Source organism: Flectobacillus major DSM 103, assembly GCF_000427405.1.
GTDB classification, from domain to species: domain Bacteria; phylum Bacteroidota; class Bacteroidia; order Cytophagales; family Spirosomataceae; genus Flectobacillus; species Flectobacillus major.
The window spans coordinates 2,281,225-2,302,790 of the sequence record NZ_KE386491.1; the positions used below are offsets into that span (position 1 = coordinate 2,281,225).

General features: G+C 38.2%; 10 protein-coding genes. 5 read left to right on the forward strand and 5 right to left on the reverse strand.

Annotation, left to right across the window (positions count from 1 at the left end; all coding sequences use genetic code 11):
• The first annotated feature begins 532 nt into the window (after positions 1–532).
• On the forward strand, positions 533–4,345 hold the full coding sequence (locus tag FLEMA_RS68415) for a PAS domain S-box protein (protein ID WP_044171327.1): 3,813 nt from the start codon (positions 533–535) through the stop codon (positions 4,343–4,345).
• Between the two features lie 765 nt (positions 4,346–5,110).
• Here the strand turns inward: FLEMA_RS68415 and FLEMA_RS0112860 are convergent.
• Entirely contained in the window at positions 5,111–7,699 is a 2,589-nt protein-coding gene (locus FLEMA_RS0112860) for a phosphocholine-specific phospholipase C (RefSeq protein ID WP_026995580.1), read from the reverse strand.
• 588 nt (positions 7,700–8,287) lie between these two features.
• On the opposite strand from FLEMA_RS0112860, the gene FLEMA_RS68420 reads away from it, so the two are divergent.
• The 4 genes from FLEMA_RS68420 (at position 8,288) to FLEMA_RS76105 (ending at position 15,441) form a co-directional block, all read left to right on the forward strand.
• On the forward strand, positions 8,288–8,689 hold the full coding sequence (locus tag FLEMA_RS68420) for a nuclear transport factor 2 family protein (RefSeq protein WP_044171329.1): 402 nt from the start codon (positions 8,288–8,290) through the stop codon (positions 8,687–8,689).
• Positions 8,690–8,748: 59 nt separating this feature from the next.
• The gene (locus FLEMA_RS68425) at positions 8,749–9,342 is read left to right on the forward strand and encodes a GNAT family N-acetyltransferase (RefSeq protein ID WP_044171331.1); all 594 of its coding nucleotides are present in this window, start codon (positions 8,749–8,751) and stop codon (positions 9,340–9,342) included.
• Between the two features lie 146 nt (positions 9,343–9,488).
• Positions 9,489–10,388 (forward strand): carbon-nitrogen hydrolase family protein, encoded by a 900-nt coding sequence (locus FLEMA_RS68430; protein ID WP_044171333.1) that lies wholly within the window; start codon positions 9,489–9,491, stop codon positions 10,386–10,388.
• Between the two features lie 475 nt (positions 10,389–10,863).
• Positions 10,864–15,441 (forward strand): PAS domain-containing hybrid sensor histidine kinase/response regulator, encoded by a 4,578-nt coding sequence (locus tag FLEMA_RS76105; RefSeq protein ID WP_052354068.1) that lies wholly within the window; start codon positions 10,864–10,866, stop codon positions 15,439–15,441.
• A 70-nt stretch (positions 15,442–15,511) separates the two neighbouring features.
• On the opposite strand, the gene FLEMA_RS0113090 is transcribed toward FLEMA_RS76105, so the two are convergent.
• The 4 genes from FLEMA_RS0113090 to FLEMA_RS0113125 form a co-directional block, all read right to left on the reverse strand.
• On the reverse strand, positions 15,512–17,443 hold the full coding sequence (locus FLEMA_RS0113090) for an acetoacetate--CoA ligase (protein ID WP_026997716.1): 1,932 nt from the start codon (positions 17,441–17,443) through the stop codon (positions 15,512–15,514).
• A gap of 120 nt (positions 17,444–17,563) precedes the next feature.
• Positions 17,564–18,799 carry a Glu/Leu/Phe/Val dehydrogenase dimerization domain-containing protein gene (locus tag FLEMA_RS0113095; RefSeq protein WP_026995586.1) on the reverse strand — a complete coding sequence of 412 codons (1,236 nt, stop codon included), beginning with the start codon at positions 18,797–18,799 and terminating at the stop codon, positions 17,564–17,566.
• Between the two features lie 137 nt (positions 18,800–18,936).
• Entirely contained in the window at positions 18,937–20,280 is a 1,344-nt protein-coding gene (locus FLEMA_RS0113110; RefSeq protein ID WP_026995587.1) for a GntP family permease, read from the reverse strand.
• Between the two features lie 205 nt (positions 20,281–20,485).
• Entirely contained in the window at positions 20,486–21,550 is a 1,065-nt protein-coding gene (locus FLEMA_RS0113125) for an asparaginase (protein ID WP_044171335.1), read from the reverse strand.
• Between the last annotated feature and the right edge of the window lie 16 nt (positions 21,551–21,566).

The window sequence follows — 21,566 nt, forward strand, 5'->3', positions numbered from 1 at the left end:
AAGAGGTTGAAACTACTTTATTTTGCTTCGACAAACGATTATTCTTTAGTTATTGCCTGAGTCATTTCTCCTCTTTCCAAGACTTACACACACTTCTATTCTTTACCAAAAACATATTTAAAACCATATTTTTCACGATTAACATGAAAATTCAAACATATACAATAATAACCCAAACAGATATTTGTTTTTTTACAGAAAAAATCCCTACTTACAAGTAAAGAAAGCTTTTGAGTTAAGACCTTGGTTAACTCTAAAAAGGTATTTATCAGCATGAACTATTCTGTTTTTTTCTTGAAAAAATCAGTAAAACATTACACCTTTATTAGCTGTTTTTATCTCATCCTTACCGCTATATCAACTTAAACTATACAAAATTTGCTCATAGTCAGCCAACACAGCCTCCCAAAGCTTAGAAGGATTGATGTTCAAGTTTTGCCATTATATGAGTCGGCATTGATGACTCTAGTTGCTTGTGTCTTTTTTAATAGTCCTATAATAAACGCCATTTTTATAGCTAAAAACTCACACTATGTCAGTTGAAATCTCTACAAATACAGGATTATTAGATTATTTCTACAATAATCCAATGCCCATGTGGATTTATGATAATTTAACTCTCGAAATCCTCGATGCCAACAGTGAGGTTGCTAAATTGCTAGGGGTATCGCAGTCCGATATCTGCGGATTAAGTATTCATGATTTTAGGCCAAAAAACGATGCCACACTACTGGAAGAATACCTGATTAACAACAATAGTTATAACCCTAAGTCGACGATTTGGTATTTACAAACCAAAAATGATGATATTATCTTAACTAATATTTATAATTACCCTATTTGTTTTCAAGGCAAATCTGCCAGTATGGTATCTATTCATAAAACCAGCGATATTCGTGCAGAAGTGCCCAATTTTCATAAAACCCGCAAAGCACTCGAATTGTCGCAATATGCTATTAATGCGGCCTCTATTATATCTATTACCGACGCTAACGGAATAATTCAATTTGTAAATACCAATTTTGAGCGAATAAGTGGCTATAATAGTCAAGAACTTATTGGTAAAAACTTCAATATTCTTAACTCGGGGAAGCATCCTTCAACTTTTTGGGATGAAATGTGGAGGAATATCAAAGCTGGAAAAACATGGCGTTCGGAGGTTTGTAACTTGTCGAAGTTTAAGAAAGCTTACTGGCTCGACACCTTTGTTATTCCAGTTTTTGACGATTTGGGAGAATTCGACAAAATTGTTTCTATATCGACCGATATTTCTGAAAAAAAGCAAAAAGAACTCAAAATACAGATCCTTAATAAACAACTAGAGCAAACCATTATTCAGCAACAAATAGCTCAAAAAGAGCTTGAAAGGCTGTCGCTTGTTGCCAAGTTCACCCAAAATATGGTAGTAATTACCAATGCTCAGGGCGATATTCTGTGGGTAAATGAGTCGTTTTGTCGAAAATCAGAATTCAGTCTTTCCGAGGTTGTAGGTAAACGCCCTAGTACCATGCTACACGGCCCACTCTCAAACCTCAATACGCTTAGGGCTATTCGTAGGGCTATCGAGCAAGGGTTGCCATTTGAGGGGGAGTCGCTTCATTATACCAAATCGGGGCTATCTTATTGGGCATTGGTCAATGGCGAGCCTGTTTTTAATAGCCAGAAAGAAGTATCTAAGTATATTATAGTGATGACCGACATTTCGGAAATCAAAAAACAGAAAGAACTTGTCCTTCGTTCAGAGTCGGAACTCAACGCTTTATTGAGTAGTACAGGGGCTTTGCACATTTTGATAAACCCAGCCTTCAAGATTATCAATTTCAATTCAAAAGCTCAGGAGTCTGCCAAGAAACTATTTGGCATAACACTTGTCAAAGGCGAAGATATTCTCAGAGGAGTCCCCTCTGAATCAAAAAGGGATTTTGATACTATGGTAAAAAAGGCACTCGAAGGCCAAGCTACCTATAATCGTGAAGTATTTGTGCCAAATACCGATATATGCTGGATGGTGAATTATCTGCCAACATTCAATCCAAGTGGCGAGATATTAGGCGTGGTATTTACAGCCCTAGATATTTCTGAAAGAAAAAAAGAGGAACTTGAGGTAATCAGAACCCAAATACTCCTCAGCCAAGCAGAATCTATTGCCAATATGGGTAGCTGGGAGCTCGATGTAGACTCAGGGCAATTGAACTGGTCAGATCAGCATTATCATATTTGTCATTTGCCTCCTCAAAGTATTATTCCTACACTTGATTTTGTAACCGAAAAAATTATCCATCCTCAAGACAAATCCTCTTTTGTCAATTTTATTGATACTATTATACATGGCAAAAAAATGCAAGAAATAGAACTGCATTTTTTGCTCGATAACCAATCTATCAAGATTATTCGACTAAAAGCACAGCCTATCTTCAATGAAAAACAAGTGGTAAAAAGAATCGTAGGCGTAGCCAAAGATATAAGCCTACAAAAAGCTACCCAAGAAAAAGAGGAAATGGAAAGGGTAAAACACTCGGCACTGGTACAAAATATGCCCGACCCTGTGTATTCGTTAGACATGAATTTGAATTTTGTTTCGTTCAACAAAGCTTTTGAACAACAAACTTCTCAACTAACTCATACTCTGCCTTTGGTAGGAATGAATGCCCATGAGTATTTTGCAAAGGGTATCCGACAAGACTATCGGCAAGTTATCGAACCGTGTTTGAAAGGGCAAAGTCTTCATTTTGAAATGTGTATGCCTATCAATAATATCACGCAATACATGGAAGTGTCGGCCAATCCAATCTTCAATGATTTGTCTGAACAGATAGGTATTATCGTTTTTTCACGAAATATCACGGCTCGAAAACAAGGTGAGATAGCTCTTCAGGAGAGTAATACCCGCTTTGAAAATGTGGCAAAGGCAACCTTCGATGCTATATGGGACTGGAACTTAGTTAATGGTGAGTTTTTTATGGGAGAAGGTTTTGAACAAATGTTGGGGCTTCCTTCGGGCAAATTCCATTTTGATGAAATCAATTTGTTTGCAAGAATACACCCAGATGACATTGTTTCTTTACAAACGTCTATTGAAGAAACCTTGGCAGGATGCCAACATACATGGTCTTTTCAGTTTAGGGCAATGCGTTCTAATGGCGAATATGCCCACGTACAAGACAAGGCTATTATTATCAGAAATGAACAAGGTGTGGCTACCAATATGATTGGAGCAATGCAGGATATTACCAGACAAGTACAAGAGGAAGCTCGCCTAAAACTCCTCGAATCGGTTATTACACATGCCAACGATGGCGTGTTGATTACTAATAGTACACAGGTGTTGGACGATAACGTCAAAATTATTTATGTGAATCAAGCCATTTGTCATATTACTGGATATACCCAAGATGAATTGGTAGGACAATCGCCGTTTCTACTTTTAGGTCATAAAATGGATAATGCTGAACTTCAACTTTTGGAACACAATTTTGGAGAGAATACGCCTGTAGAGTCGGAAATAATTCAATATCGAAAAGATGGACAAGCTATCTGGATGAGTGTGTCGGCTGTACCTGTTTTTGATGGCAATGACAATGTAACTCACTGGATTTCTATACAAAGAGATATTACTGATAAAAAAAGACGGGAAATTGAACGAGAACAACTTTTGACTGAACTGGCTCGTAACAACCAAGAACTTAAACAGTTCTCATACATTACTTCACATAATTTGCGAGCTCCATTAACCAACCTTATGGCTATTTCGAATATGCTTAATCTGGATATTATTACAGATAGCGATACCAAAATGCTATTGGAAGGCTTTAAGGGCTCGACAAAACAGCTCAACGAAACACTCAATGATTTGATGAATATCTTGATTTTCAAAGATAACTTAGATACTACTATTACGACCGTTTCGCTCCAGAAATCGCTCGATAATGTATTTATTTCTTTACAAAAAATCATCGAAATAGCAGAAGCCTCTATTTCGCTCGATACCAGTGCATTTGACAGTATAGAGTTTAATCCTACCTATTGGGAAAGCGTATTATTTCATTTGCTTTCCAATGCTATTCATTTTTCACATCCCAACAGAAAGCCTGTTGTCCAGATATCGACTCAATGGGTTGACCACAAAAAGCAGATTCTTATTCATGATAATGGCTTGGGAATGAATATCGATTTGGTCAAAACCAAGATATTTGGTTTGTATCAGAAATTCCACAAAAATTCTGGCTCAAAAGGAATTGGATTGTACTATGTAAAAATGCAACTAAACTCGCTAGGTGCTAATATCGACGTACAAAGTTCTGAAAATGAAGGCTCTACATTTACGATTACTTTTCCCGAAATATAAGCTAGTGATTTAGTTCATTAAGTGATTGAGTGAGTTAGTGATTTAGTGAGTTAGTGATTTAGTGAGTTAGTGAGTTAGTGAGTTAGTGAGTTAGTGAGTTAGTGAGTTAGTGAATTATTGATTTGTAAGTTAAGAACAAACTTCATCTCAATACTATTTTTTTAAATCACTAACTCACAACTCACGAAATCACTCAATGAACAGAATCACTAACTCACAACTCACTAATTCACTCAATGAACAGAATCACTAACTCACAACTCACTAATTCACTCAATGAACAGAATCACTAACTCACAACTCACTAATTCACTCAATGAACAGAATCACTAACTCACAACTCACTAATTCACTCAATGACCAGAATCACTAATTCACTAACTCACTAATTCACTCAATGAACAGAATCACTAACTCACAACTCACTCAATGAACAGAATCACTAACTCACAACTCACTCAATGAACAGAATCACTAACTCACAACTCACGAAATCACTCAATGACCAGAATCACTAATTCACTAACTCACTAATTCACTCAATGAACAGAATCACTAACTCACAACTCACTCAATGAACAGAATCACTAACTCACAACTCACTCAATGAACAGAATCACTAACTCACAACTCACTCAATGAACAGAATCACTAACTCACAACTCACTCAATGAACAGAATCACTAAATCACAACTCACTCAATCACTCAACGAACAGAATCACTAAATCACTAAATCACTAAATCACTCAATAAACTAACCCACTCAATGACCAGAATCCCCTACTACTTGTCCCATAGCTGGGTCGGTGTAGCTTTCTTTACCATTTTCGACATGGCCTGCATAACGTCTTTCAAATGTACTATTGCCAGCTACTTTTACTGAGAAATCGTACCAATTATGACTTTTTGATAAATCAAGCAATACCGTTTCGGTTTTTCCTTGTGCTACTTCTACCAATCTCTTGTCCGTCTGATAAGCCAAGTCTGTAACCTCAAACGAAATCGTTTGTTTACTTGTATTTTTCAATACCAATAATGCGTTACCAGTCAGCTCTTTACTCGATTTTTCAGTAGTTTGGTATTGCAACGATACCTCTACCTTAGGTTGAGAAGCATTACCTTTAAAAGATCTAAAGAAACCATTAGGGCCATAAACATCGACATGATAATTTTTATCCAAAAAGTCACTTATCAGCCAAGTATCCTCCAGTTGGTCTCCCTGCTTTACGGCATAATTACGAGTACTTACCTGCTCGTAGCCTAAGATTTCGCCTTTTTCGTTCTTTTTAGCAAACTCAGTTGGCATATAAGCCACAAAAGCACAACCCTGCGACTTTGACCCAAACACTTTGTCGGAAGCCTCGAATGTTACCTCAAAACGCTTTCCATCTTTGCTCAGGCTACCTTCTACAAACAATTCATAAGGTAAAGCACAAGCCTTTCTGATACCTTTTTCTTGCTTGGGCATTAGCTCAGACGAAGCAGGGGCTTCGTTGATTTGCTTAATTTCATCATCTTTCAAAGGTCTGAAATTAGCAGGCACTTGTTTGAACTTAGCTTTGTGAACCGACTGAATAAAAGGTTCTTTATCAACAAAAGTTGGCAAAGAAATTTTATCACCATTATAAGGCTTAAAAACTGACGTTAGGTCACCACAAACGGTTCTTCGCCATTCGGTAATATTAGTTTCTTTGATATGCTTCTTGGTTTTATGACCCAAGAATTTTTCCAAAAATTGAATCACCGAGGTATGGTCAAAAATCTCGGAACACACATTGCCTCCTCTACTCCACGGCGACGCAATTACCAAGGGAACTCTGAAGCCTAATCCTATTGGGCCTTCACGAGCTTCTTTGTCGGGATTATCGTAATCTCTTTGTTTTTCGTGTGCCAAATTTACTTGCTCAACGGAGGTATCAATACCCGACGATACTTTTCCTGTATTGGGTTTGGTATGATGTGGTGCAACAAATGGCGGAACGTGGTCAAAATAACCATCGTTTTCGTCATAGGCCAAAATAAAGATAGTCTTTTTCCAAACTTCAGGGTTTTGGGTAAGAATATCCATTACTTCCGAAACATACCAAGCACCATACCACGGAGCACCAGGGTGGTCTGAGAAATTTTCGGGAGCAACCAACCACGACACTGTCGGTAACTCATTGGCTGCTACATCTTTTCTGAACTGATGTAAAACATCGCCTTTGGGTACTTCCATTTTGCGGCTTGTACCATTATCTTCGTATTCGAGCGACATCAGTTCATGAAAATGCGGGTCGTTACGATTATTGGTAAAGGCTTTTTGATGAATATTCTTTTGGAAAGTCGTCAAATTCTCAAAATATGCTGGTTTCCATTTTTCCAAATCCGATGTTACAATATCCAAATAATTTTTTCTACGATTCAAGGTTCGGTTTACCTTTTCCCACTCCTTGCTATTAGCCTCCAATCCAGCTAACTCCTTCTCTAGCTTAGCAATTTCGATAGGTAAAGACACCTCCATTTTTTGAATATATTGGTAATATTCTGGCGAGAACTTCACATGATATTGCTCAAACCACTCGATAGGATTATCAGTAAAATTCGACAACCAAGAGTCCTCTTCGCCTTCCAAGCCCGTTGATAAACTAATTTCATTTTGGTAGATTTTCCAAGCAATACCATTCTCTTCTAATCTTTCTGGAAAAGTTTTCCATTTGGCCAATTTGTCATAATCAACATCTTCATTTTTTACATGAGCTTTAGACTCAAAAGAATGTTTCTCCCGAATTGTACCCGACCACAAATACAACCGATTAGGCGTAGTACCTGTCAGCGACGAGCAGAAGTTTTGGTCGCATACCGTAAAAGCATCGGCCAAGGCATAATAAAATGGAATATCTTCACGGTTATAATACCCCAACGTAAGGGGCATATTGCGGTATTCACGATTACCCGATTGCTTCACACTTAGCCACTTGTCATATTTACCATCGTTTCGGGCATCCACTTGGTTTTCCCAAGAATGGGGCAAGGAACTCATCCATGTAGCGTTGGAGTCTTTCAGGTTGAGCCTAAAAGGCACATAAGTTTCGCCTTTTGTATTGGCCTGAAGCCACACTTTATTTTTGCTAGGCAAGGTAATAGCCCGTGGGTCATTAAAACCCCGAACGCCCTGCAAAGTACCATAACAGTGGTCAAAAGAACGGTTTTCTTGCATCAATATTACTACATGCTCGGCATCCCAGAAGGTACTCCCCTCCGATGGATTGATAGCCATGGCCTTTTGTATTGACGGTGGTAACATTCCTAGCAAACCTGCTCCACTAGCCAATAACGACGCTTTTTTAATAAATTCTCTTCTCGACTCCATAGAATAAAAGTTGATGATGGGTAATTTAGAACGAATGGCGAAAGTGGGTAATTAAAAACAAAAAATCAACTTTCATTCATTAATTCTGGGTTAATATATTAATGCTATTTGACTGTTTTTTTGTAGTTATGAGACAACCTTTAAGATAAATCTGTTGCTCGGTTTTTATCTTGCCTCAAGGCTGTTTCAAAAGTATTTACTCTTTTATTATGAAGCTATTTTAACTTATGTGACTAGTGAATAATTTTGCAAACCAATAAAAACACTAAGACAAAAAGATAACGTATATCCAACACTAATCCTACAATCCTTTAATTATACTACAGAATAATATTGCAGCAATTTCAAACTTTTATGATACCCCAAACATAACTGATTAGTGAGCAAACTCTGTTTGTTATTGTAATGAGCATGACAAATGTTTGAATAAAAACGCCCTTTAGTATATCAACGCTTCTCCTTTGGTAATAAATGAGGCATTCAATACATCAAATGAACGAAATATATACACGATAAGTTAAATTTGAAGCTTTATGTTATAAAAAAGTATTTCTTTTTATTTTTCAACTAATTGATAAAAATAAACAAATGACTTCATTAGACCTTGTAAAACAATACTATACTTGTTTTAATAACAAAGATTGGAACGGAATGTTGGCTCTTTTACACCCCGAGGTTCGTCATGAGGCTAACCAAGGTGATGTAAGAATCGGTATAGAAAAATTTACTGAATTTTTACAAAAAATGGATGAGTCTTACGAAGAAACACTTACCGATATGGTTTTCTTTGCTGAACCTTCTGACAGCCGTGTAGCCGTTGAATTTGTGGTAAATGGTATTTACAAAAAGGGAGAAGAAGGGCTACCAGAAGCTCATAATCAAACGTATGTGTTGCCTGCGGGAGCGTTTTTGGCTGTAAAAGACGGCAAAATTAGCCGAGTAACTACGTATTATAATCTTCCTCTTTGGATAGAGCTAGTATCTAAGTAAATAGCTGTAGTCCATAGCACCTAAAGTACTGTGGACTACCGTTTAAAGCAATGTTTTTTATGGAATCGTTTTGTTTTGTAACTAAAATAGGGGCAGATATTGCCAGTGCTTTTGATGACCTAGCACAGCTTAGAATAAGCGTTTTTAGAGATTACCCTTATTTGTACGAAGGGCAAATAGATTATGAAAAAGAGTATCTACAAACATATGCTAAATCGCAACGAGCAATGTTGTTTGCGGTATATTATCAAGAACAGATGATAGGTGCTACTACTTGTATTCCCTTAGCCGACGAGGTGCCCGAAATTATTTTGCCTTTTCTGCAACAAGCAATTGATATTCAAAAGATTTTTTACTTTGGCGAGAGCTTGCTATTACCACAATTTCGTGGCTTAGGCCTTGGTCATCGCTTTTTTGATGAAAGAGAAGCTCATGCCCAAAGCTTTGGCTCTTACCAAAGTACGTATTTCTGTTCGGTCGACCGTGGCAATAATCACCCTTTAAAGCCCAACAACTATAGACCCAATGATGCTTTTTGGCTAAAAAGAGGCTACCAGCAAGTACCTACCCTTATTAGCCAATTATCATGGCCCGACATCGGTCAAAGTGAATTCACTACAAAACCCATGATTTATTGGAAAAAGGAGCTGTGAATAAGTAATTGTTATTCCGCCCAATTGCTTAATTCAAAAGTACTATCAGTATTATCCCTTTGGGGCTGTGATAGTGTTTCAACCTCTTTGTATTTTGCTGAAATAAAGTACCCAATTCATACCTTAATTTTTTCACTATCACCACCATGACCCTCAAAGTTGCCTCGGCTCAATATCCTATTACCGAACACGCTAGCTTTAGCCAATGGCGTACTCATATAGAAAAATGGGTGCAGCAAGCTGTTCAACAAAAAGCACAAGTATTAGTTTTTCCTGAATATGGAGCGATGGAACTCGTAAGTATTTTTTCGGCTGAAATACGAGCTAATCTGCGTCAACAAGTACAGGAATTAGACACCCTAAAGGCCGATTTTTGTACCGTATTTGAAGCCCTAGCCAAACAATATCAAGTTACTATTGTTGCTCCTAGTTTGCCTGTTATCGAGCAAAACAAAGCTATCAATCGAGCTTTTGTTTTTTCAGCAAAGGGCCTTGTCGGGTTTCAGGATAAGCTATTTATGACACGCTTTGAAAACGAAGAATGGGGTATTCAGAGTGGCACAAAAACGCTTCAGGTGTTTGAGGCTGATTGGGGAAACTTTGGTATTCAAATTTGTTATGATGTAGAATTTAGTGTGGGTTCTCAGCTTCTCAGCCAAGCAGGAGCTCATGTAGTATTTTCGCCAAGTTGTACCGAAACCCTCAGGGGGGCCACCCGTGTACATGTGGGTGCAAGAGCGAGGGCCCTCGAAAACCAAATATATACCATTGTTTCTCAGACTGTTGGCAACGCCCTTTGGTCGCCAGCTGTAGATATTAACTATGGCTTTGCTGCGTGTTATTGTACACCCGACAAAAACCTTCCTCAAGAAGGTATTATCGCAACCCTTACTCCTCAAAAAGAAGATTGGCTTATTGCCGAGCTTGACTTGACCTTACTAACATTGGTACGTAATGATGGGCAAGTATTTAATTTCAAAGACCACCAACACGTTACGACCAACCTTATCGAAAATCCAATACAGATTCAACGTTTTTTGGTATAATGCTACATATTGAAAGCTTTTTTTTATAAAAAAAGGCTTTCAAAACAATTGTATATCAAGGATATAATCCAAATTTTATCTATCAATCAGTAGGTTTTCCTTTTTTAAGGATAAATATCATTTGATAGTTAAGCAAAAAATACTAAATTGCTAGCAATACTTCTGAAAAATGTTATTGCCCTTCTTCAAATTATATTTTTTCAATAGGATTGAAAAAATCATCACTAAGTAGAAATTAATTTAACTCTCCCCATCATACGCCTTGGCATTTCTGTGCCTTGGCCGATAAGACATGATTTGGGGCGAGCATTTGCTAGAACTCCTCCAACCGAATAGTATGACTTATAGCGCATATTTTCAAACCCTATTTGAAAACCTAATCGATAATATGAAAGCACAACGATATAATCTGTTTCATAACAGCAGCCTATTTTCAAAGAAAACTAACCATTAACACATAAATAATTATAAACAAATGAGTTATTTAAAAAAGGAATTTAACGAGCTTATCAAGCGTGATAACCGTTTTATTGACCTCTTGACAGAAAATACATATCACGGTTTGTGGTATTGTAATTTAGAACAACCCAATGAAGTTTGGGTTAATCAAGCTTTTATAAATTTACTAGGTTATGCCAACGACGATACAACCGAACTGCAGGCTGTATGGGGACAAATTCTACAAAGTACAATCAACTCGACAAGCCCCAATCCAGTACAGAGCATAACCTTTACCCAAAAAAATGGTATAACCTTAACTTTTGTCTATCAGTATTTTACTATTCCCGAGCATCAAAGCACCCCTTCAAGGGCTTTGGTTACGTTCCACCAATCACCTAATAATCAGGCAATTAGTACTCAAAAAGCACAAATCCTAAATAGTATTATCAAAGATCGCTCAGTTTATGTTGTTACAACCGACTTGGAGGGGAATTACTCATTTGTGAATAAATACTTTTGTGATATTTTTAGTTTTAAAGAAGAGGATATTCTAGGTAAAAATGCCTTAATGAATATTATTCCCGAAGACCACCAGAAATGTATTGATACCGTAGCCTTGTGTTTTGCTCAGCCCAATGTTTCGCACAAGGTTATTTTACGAAAACCCAACAAAACCGACGATATTATTACCAATTATTGGGAATTTTCGGGGCAGACCGACGCACAAGGAAATGTATATGAGATTCTTTGTACGGGTTTTGATATTACCGAAAAAATGCGTGTTCAAAACGACCTTTCGGTACTAATTTCCAACATGAGCGACATACTACTTTGTATTACGCCAAAAGGGAAAATATCCTATTTGTCAGATAGTTGGCAGAGAACTTATGGCTATTCTACCGAAAGTACGATTGGGCAGTCTTTTCAAACATTTATTCATCCCAACGACCAAGAGTCTTTTTGGCAGGCCGTTTTGCAGGCTGTCGAAACAGGTAAACCAGCCCAAAGTATCGAACACCGTATTTGTCATCAAAATGGTACTTGGCTTTGGTGTAGAACAGCCCTCAATCTTGACCCGATTAGTGGTAATATTATTTTGACCAACCACAATATTACTGAAAGAAAAGCTACCGAAGAGAAACTCAAAGAATTGGCACTTGTGGCCTCAAAAACAACCGATTCGATTATTATTGCCAATGCCCAAGGCGAAATAACATGGGTAAATAGTGCTTACGAACGCATGACGGGCTATACCCTAGCCGAAGCTTATGGTAAAAAGCCATCACAACTACTCCATGGCCCTGAAACAGACCCTAAAACCATTCAACGTATCCGAGAGCACATTCAACGTAAAGAGAGCGTCAACGAAATTATATTGAATTATACCAAACAAGGTGTAAAATATTGGCTCGATATTACTATTAACCCTGTTTTTGACCTAAATGGGATTTGTACCAATTTTATTGCAGTAGAACGTGATATTACCGAGCGAAAAAGAGACGAAGACGAACTACGTTTTACCAAAGAAATGCTTCAACAAACCAATGAAGTGGCTTTGGTAGGTGGCTGGGAAATGAATCCTACCGATAAAACGTTGTACTGGTCGAAAGTAACCCGTGAGATATTTGAGGTTGCCCCCGATTTTGTTCCACATTTCAATAAAAGTATTTATTATTATAAAGGAGTATCACGTGAGCATGTTATTAATGCCATAGAAACAGGATTGTCGGAGGGTACTTCATTTGATATTGAGCTAGAAATTATCACCGAAAAAGGTAATTCCAAATGGATTAGGGCTATCGGTAAAGCCGAGCTACACGAAAACAAGTGTAAACGCCTTTATGGGGTTGTTCAAGATATTACAATCCTCAAACAAGCCCAAGAACAAAGCTTACAATCGGCTAATTTACTAAACAAGCTTTCCAGACAAGTACCAGGGGCATTATACCTGTTGCAGGTCAATAATAATAAAGAAGTGTCGATTCCTTTCGTTTCGGAGGGTATCAACAACATTTATGATGTATCGTCCGAAATACTGAAAGAGCATCCCGAAAAGTTCTTTGAAAGAATTCATCCAGATGATTATCCTATTGTTGTGCAAAGTATGCGAGAGGCTCTAATTGAATTTAGAAAATGGGAGCATGAGTTTCGGGTGATTTTGCCACAAAAAGGAATATGTTGGATGCGAGCAGAATCATCGCCCGAACGCCTTACCGATAGCGTACTTTGGCATGGCTATCTGCAAGATATTACCAAACGTAAGCAAAATGAGGAATCTATTATTCGTTCAGAATCAAAATTCCGTAGTTTATTCGATTTTACGACCGATGCAGCTATTTTGTACGACGTTCGTGGGCTTATTGATTGTAACCCTGCGGCATTAAAACTATTTGGTGTAGCCAATAAAGATGCTGTTCTTGGTGTAAAACCTACATATTTTTCGCCCGAATACCAGCCCGACGGCCAAACCTCCGAGGCCCTTATCAACAAAACTACTCAGCAGGTTTTAAGCGATGGCTCGTGTATTTTTGAGTTTACTCACAAACGAATAGACAATAATGCGGAGTTTCCTTGCGAGGTGCTTCTCAATACTATTTCTATCAACGGCAGTACGGTTGTCCAAGCTGTTATCCGTGATATTACACTTCGTAAAGAAGTAGAACAGGAATTGCTCCGTGCCAGAGAACAAGCCGAGGCTGCTAGCAAATCTAAATCTGAATTTTTGGCCAATATGAGCCACGAAATCAGAACACCACTCAATGGCGTAATTGGCTTTACGGATTTATTGATGAAAACCAAGCTCGATGATACCCAAAAACAGTACATGTCTACGGTATTTCAATCGGCCAATTCGCTGCTCGATATTATCAACGATATTTTGGATTTCTCCAAAATTGAAGCAGGAAAACTGGAGCTATCGCCCGAAAAAACGGATTTACTCGAATTGGGCGGTCAGGTAGCCGATATGATAAAATACCAAGCTCATAAAAAAGACCTAGAAATGCTTTTGAATATTTCGCCAAAAGTCAACCGATTTATTTTGGCAGATCCTATTCGTTTGCGTCAAATTTTGGTCAACTTACTAGGCAATGCCGTAAAATTTACCCAAGAAGGCGAAATAGAACTAAAGGTAGAAGTACTCGAAAACCAACCCAATCAGCTTACCTTGTTTAGGTTCTCGGTGCGTGATACGGGCGTGGGTATCGAACCCAAAAGTCAGCAAAAAATATTTGAAGCGTTTTCTCAAGAAGATGCCTCTACCACTCGTCGATTTGGTGGCACTGGCTTGGGGCTTACCATTGCCAATAAGCTTTTGGCTTTGATGAATAGCAAACTCCAATTGATTAGTTCGCCTGGCCAAGGAAGTACTTTTTATTTTGATGTAGCGTTCCATTCAGAACAGGGCGATCCTATTAGTATTGATAACACCATTTCTATAAAAAATGCCCTAATTGTCGACGATAACGACAATAACCGCCTTATTTTACAAGAAATGTTGGCCTTGAAAGATATTGAAACGGTTTCGGCAAAAAACGGGATTGATGCTCTCGAAAAACTCAAAGCTGGGCATCATTTCGATGTTATTCTGATGGATTATCACATGCCCTATTTAGATGGCATCGAAACTATCAGAAATATCAGACACAAACTAAACATTTCTCCTGAAAATCAACCGATTATATTACTCTACAGTTCGTCCGACGATGAATACGTCAACACAGCCTGTATAGAGTTACAAGTACAACAACGCTTAGTAAAACCTATTAAAATCCAACAGATATACGAGTCTTTGGCCAAAATAGGTCAAAATTCAACGCCCCCATTAGCCATAAATTCTATTGAGGAAATACCTATGGATACTACCAATAATTTGGACAAATCTATCAAAATACTCTTGGCCGAAGACAACCCTGTCAATATGTTATTGGCATCAACGATTTTTGGAAAAGTGGTGCCTAATGCAACGCTTTTGAAAGCTGGCAATGGTGCTGAAGCTTTAGCACTATTTAAGCAGCATCAGCCAGATATTATTTATATGGATATTCAGATGCCTGTAATGAATGGCTACGAGGCGGCAACAGCCATCAGGGCTATCGAGCAAGGTGTACGTGTACCTATTATTGCTCTTACTGCGGGTACTGTAATGGGCGAAAAAGAACGTTGTCTTGAGGCAGGAATGGACGATTATATTACCAAACCCGTATTGAAAGAAACACTCGAAAAATCGCTGGATAAATGGGTATTTCAGACCCAACAAACCATTGTACCGTTATTGCCAGAGTACAAAACCAATGAACATTTCGATTACGAGGCATTGCTCGAACGCCTCGGTAATGATGAACAACTCGTGAAGGATTTAGTTCCTTTGGCTATCAGCCAGTTTCAGCCTATGCTCAAAGACCTGAATACGCTTATTCATAACAAAGATTTTCATGCTATTAAATCTTTGGCTCATAAATTAAAAGGAACAGCCCTAACGGTAAGTTTCAATGAATTGGTAAGGTTAACCAAAAAACTTGAGGATATTGCTTTTTTTGACGAAGCCTATATCAAAGACATTCAGCAAGCGGTTGTTGATGAATGTGAGTATTTGAGCAATACCATTAAATAATTAGAATTGGCAAGAGTCGAGATTTTCAGGATTTATTCTTATCCCAAAAATCTCGACTCCTACCTGTGCGTCAACTAACTCTTTTCTGCATAAAAAAGCGTAAGCTTTCAGGGTTTCTTACTGCACCAATATTTACAGATTTTTCAAAAGGTTTGCCTTGTAATAACTTTTTGACAGGTAATTCCAGTTTTTTGCCCGAAATCGTATAGGGGATTTCAGCTACTTGAATCACTTCGTCGGGTACGTGTCTTGGCGAATAAGCTTCTTTTAGGGTTTGTTTAATCTTAGCAATCGTATCGTTAGAAAGCTCAAAACCCTCCTGCAAAACTACATACAAGGGCATATAGTCTTGGGCTTCTAAATGAATAATCAAGGAATCTTTTACAAAGTGTAATGCTTCTACGGCACGGTATATCTCGGCAGTTCCTATTCTAATACCTCCTCGATTAAGGGTAGCATCTGAACGCCCAGAAATAATAAGGGTATTGTGTTCTGTAATTTTTACCCAGTCGCCATGTCGCCACACACCTTGATATTCTTCAAAATAACTAGCGTTATAACGCTCAAAATTAGGGTCGTTCCAAAAGAAAATAGGCATTGAAGGTGTGGGTTTTGTAATTACCATTTCCCCTATTTGGTTATGCAAAGGCCGACCGTTTTCATCCCAAGCTTGTAAATCAACCCCCAAAGCAATACACTGGATTTCGCCTTCATAAACAGGCAACATAGGATTACCCCCAACAAATGCCGTACAAACATCTGTTCCTCCCGAAATAGAAGCCAACCACACATCCGATTTTACATGTTGATATATCCAGTCAAAACCTTCGGGCGACAGCGGTGAGCCAGTAGAACCAATAGAGCGTAATGCAGAAAAATCTAATATTTGATTGGGAAATATATCGGCTTTCATACAAGCATGTATAAAGGCGGCACTTGTCCCAAAATGATGTATTGGCAAATTGGCTACCAATTCCCACAGAGTATTCATACTTGGATACCCCGGGCTACCGTCATATAATACCAAGGTTGCACCTGTAAAAAGTACAGATACCGAAAAATTCCACATCATCCAGCCAGTTGTCGAAAACCAGAAATAGTTTTCTTTTTCTTTGACATCGTTATGAAAAAGCAAATACTTTTTGTGTTCAAGAAGAATCCCCCCATGTCCATGTACTATAGGCTTGGGAATACCTGTTGTTCCAGATGAATACAAAATATACAAGGGATGATTAAAAACAAGAGGCTCAAACACCAAAGGTTCTGCTAAAAAACGCATGGTATCCTCCCACAAAACGGTATTTTCAACACCCTGAATATCATTGATATATGGAATAACAATAGTAGCCTGAAGGGTTGGTAACTTCTGTATTAATTCCTCAATCACAGGTACTTTGTCAAATACCTTTCCTCCATACGAGTAGGCATTTACTGCAATCAAAACTTTAGGTTCAATTTGAGCAAAACGCTCAACAACGCTATTTGCCCCAAAGTCTGGCGAGGCACTTGACCAAATTGCCCCTATCGACGCACAAGCCAAAAAGGCCACAATAGCTTGCGGAATATTGGGAATATAAGCACAAACAGTATCGCCTTTCTGAACACCAATACTTTTTAAATAATAGGCAAAAGAAGCGGTTTGAGTAGCCAGTGTATTCCAAGAAATAGCCTGTAACGTTTCTCTTTCTGACTGAAACAGTAAAGCGGGTTGTGTGGTGGTTTGATAAGCAAAAATATGCTCGGCATAATTAAGTGTAATACCTTCAAACCATACCGTATGTGGCATTTTTCCCTGAATCACATGGTCAAAAACACCCTGATAATGAATTTGGCTATAGGCCAAGAATATTTGCCAAAAAGCCTCTGGATTGTCGATAGACCATTGCCAAAGGGCTTGATAATCATCAAACATCAGTTGCTTTTCAGACGCTAAATAATTCATAAATAGCCTTAAATTACTGTTTTCGATACATTCAAGGCTTGGATTCCATAATAATTTCATAGTCGGTTTTGGTATTTATTTAGTGATTATTGACGATTGAACAAAAATATCATTTTAGGAGCTTGTGTCCTCCAAGCTATTTAAAATTCGCAACTTACATAATCACTAATTCACAACTCACTAAACTAACTTTTCTAAGGCAATTTTATATAGTTCTTGAGCTAAATATTTTTTATCGGTATGACACAAATGTAGGTCGTTCAGAGCCTTATAGATAGTGGCAGATACATCTTCAAAAATACCCTTGTCTGTAACTTGTGCCGTGTCGGACATCAGATAAGCAAAAACCCGAGCCATTCCACAATTGGCTACAAAATCGGGTATCAGTGCAACATGGGCATCGGTATATTCCATAGTAGCCCCATAAAAAATCTCAGGGTCATTAAATGGTACATTAGCTCCACACGAAACCACTTCAAGCCCCGCAGCAATCATCTGTTCTACTTGCGGCTGTGTCACAATTCTGGAAGCCGCCGCTGGAATAAATATTTCGGCAGGTATCGACCAAATCTTAGCATTGATTTCCTCAAACGACAACATATTTTCGGAAACCAGAGCATTGTTTTTTCTGGCAAAAAACAGTTCTTTTACAGCCGCCAAATCGAGTCCTTCTTCACACAAAACCCCTCCATTTCTATCAATAATCCCCACGATTTTTACGCCCATTCTTGCCAAATTTAGCCCAGCCGCAGCCGCAACATTGCCCCAACCCTGAATAATTGCTCGTTTTTGGGTAAGTTTGCCTCCCCAAAGCGTATAATAATGCCTAACGGCCTCGGCCACTCCATAGCCAGTAATTAGGTCAGAAACCGTATATTTATGGATATTTTGGGCAGAAGTGGGTGTATAGTCCCAGTCTTCGATCATCTTAGACACACCCTGACGCAATTGCCCAATCAGTTTGATTTTTTGAGCTTCATTTGCCTTCAAATGCCCATTGACAATGCCTTCTTGTGGATGCCAAAGGCCATATTCTTCTGTAATAGGTATTACTTCGTGTATTTCATCTACATTGAGGTCGCCACCAGTGCCATAATAGTTTTTGAGTAAAGGCGAAACCGCTTTGTACCAACGCTCCAAAACACCATGTTTACGAGGGTCGTTTGGGTCAAAATTGATACCCGATTTTGCTCCACCAATTTGAGGGCCTGATACCGTAAATTTCACTTCCATTGTTTTTGCCAAAGATTCCACTTCACGCTTATCTAGTCCTTTTCTCATACGTGTACCTCCACCTGCGGCTCCGCCTCGTAAAGAATTTATTACTACCCAGCCCTCGGCTTCGGTTTCGGAATCTTTCCATTCAAATACAATTTCAGGACGTTTCTCCTCAAATTTTCTCAATATTGCTCTCATGCGTTTGTTAATTATTTTTTTGTCAGCAAATTAGTTGTTTTAACAAATATTAGCAAACAAAATTTATTTAAAAAATCACCTAACGTACTGAGAATGTTATGAGATGAATAAAAAATTTTATACCTAGACATTGTTGTTTATCGAAAAAAACAATACAAAATATAAACTCCAGCAAAAGTAATCAAAGACATCCAGCAACTCATAACAGAATACGTCCGCAAAGCCAAAGAAGTTTCTAGTTTTCCAAAACGAGAAACTACCCAAAAATAAGCATCATTGGCATGCGAAATCATCATTGAGCCTGCCCCCATTGCCAAAAGAGCGAGCTGTTTGTCCCAGTCACTCGTAAGCCCCAAACTGGGTAATAAAGGTAAACAAATAGATGTGGCCGAAATAATAGCCACTGTCGACGACCCTTGAGCCGTTTTGAAAATAACCGTTAGCACAAATGGAATAAATAAACCCATACCTAATTCGGCAACGCCTTGACCAAAAACTTTTCCTAGATCCAACATCTTGATTACTTCGCCAAATGCTCCGCCAATGGCAATAATAGCCAAAATAGGTCCTGCTTTTTCGATAGATTCCTCTAAAATCTTATTCAAAACAACTTTTTCGATTTTGGGGAATAAACTCATTGAAAACACGATACCAACACATAATGCCACTACTGGTTCGCCCAAAAAATTAGTCCAGTGGAGTATTTGAGGGGATAACACCACAGGATTCAGCAACAAAAGGGATTTCAAGGCAATAAGTATAATGGGGACAATAATAGGTAAAAAAGCGTTTAAGGGATGCGGTAAAATAGTTTTGGAAGGCACAAAATTTGTAGAATCAGTCACGATTGGGTCGTTATAACTAAAATGTGTATTGGCATATTTTGCCCAAAAATATGTACCAACTGTACTTGGAATAGCCAAAAGTGTTCCTAATAACATGGTTGTACCCAAATCTACGCCCATTTGCCCAGCGGCAGCAGTGATACCTGGGTGTGGTGGCACAAGACAATGTACAGCATACAACGCCCCTGCCAAGCATATTGTGAGTAAAATATGGGATTTTTGAACCTGCTTACTGATAGAGAACAACAAACCACTAAGTACAATAAAACCCGAATCACAGAAGATAGGTAATCCAATCACAAAGCCTATGAGGGTCATGGCTAATCCAGCGTTTTGCTCGCCTGTTTTCTGAAGAATGTAATTGGCCAAACTCAATGTAGCATGAGTTTTGTCTAAAATAATACCTAAAGTAGTACCTAAAATAATCAATAAACCGATTTTTTCTAAGGTATGTCCAAAGCCCGCTTTGATATGACCAATAACATCTTCGCCCGAAAATCCAGCAAAAAGGCCAACCAACATGGCTACCATTAATAATACAAAAAAGGTATTCCATTTATATCGCGAACTCAGCAATACAATAGTACAAATACTGACAAGTAACAAACCTGCAACCAACCAAGGATTTAGTATCATGAATAACTATTAATTATTTTCAAGATTTAAACAGTCGTCAAGATACAAGTATTTCTTTAAAAAATGGTATTTTAACAGGACAAGTAGGTGGTTTTTGAAAGAGAAAAAGCTTTCAATTGACAACCCCACTAGCCTATTTGAGCCTGAATTCATTCAGACAGAAATAGACTAAAAGGGTTATTGGCTGATATTTTGCAAGGAAGTCTTACGACATTTCTCCAGCAATAGGCTGTTTCAAAATCCTTTTTACTTCTTCCAAGTCATTACTTTGCCCAAAAGCAAACATCATTTTAGTTATTGCCGCTTCGGTTGTTAAATCAGCACCGCTTACTACGCCTATTTCTTGCAAATACTGGCTAGTCTGGTAACGGCCTTGGGTTACACGTCCACCGTTACACTGCGAAACATTATAAATCACGATACCGCTATCAAGGCTTTCTTTAATAAGTTTCAAAAACCATTCGTCGGTTGGGGCATTTCCTGCTCCGTAGGTTTCCAAAACCACCCCTTTTAGTCCTTCGATCTGTAATACTGATTTCACAACTTTTTCTGAAATACCCGGGAATAACTTTAATATTACCACATTTTCATCCAAATGTTTATGCACTTTGAGGCTAACATTTTGTTTGTAATGCCTAATAAAAGGATGATTATATTCAATTTTTACACCAGCTTCGGCCAACACTGGATAATTTTCGGCTTCGAAGGCATTGAATTGTACACTTTCGTGCTTGCGGGCTCTGTTGCCACGCAATAGTACCGAATTAAAATAAATACAAACTTCCGAAACGACAGGGCGGTTGTTTTGTTTGGCTGCTGCAATCTCTAAAGCAGTAATAAAGTTTTCTTTGGCATCGGTTCGGGCAACACCAATAGGCAACTGAGCTCCCGTAAAAATCACAGGTTTATTGAGATTTTCGAGCAAATAACTCAAAGCCGATGCCGAATAAGCCATCGTATCTGTTCCGTGCAAAATCACAAAAGAATCGAACTCATCGTATTTTTGTCCAATTATTTCTGCCAATTTAATCCATACAGAAGGTGTAATATTAGAAGAGTCTAATAACTTCTCAAAAGTTAATACCGTTATTTCAAAGTCTAATCTACCCATTTCAGGCAAATTATCGGGAATTTGAGCAAAATCGAAAGGTACTAATCCATCCGAACGGTGGTCGTACACCATTCCTAATGTACCTCCTGTGTAAATCACAAGTATTTTGGCATCGTCTTTTCCGTCGGCTTTTGTTTTAATTTTAATAGTCTTATACATAAGGTATTTTGTTGTT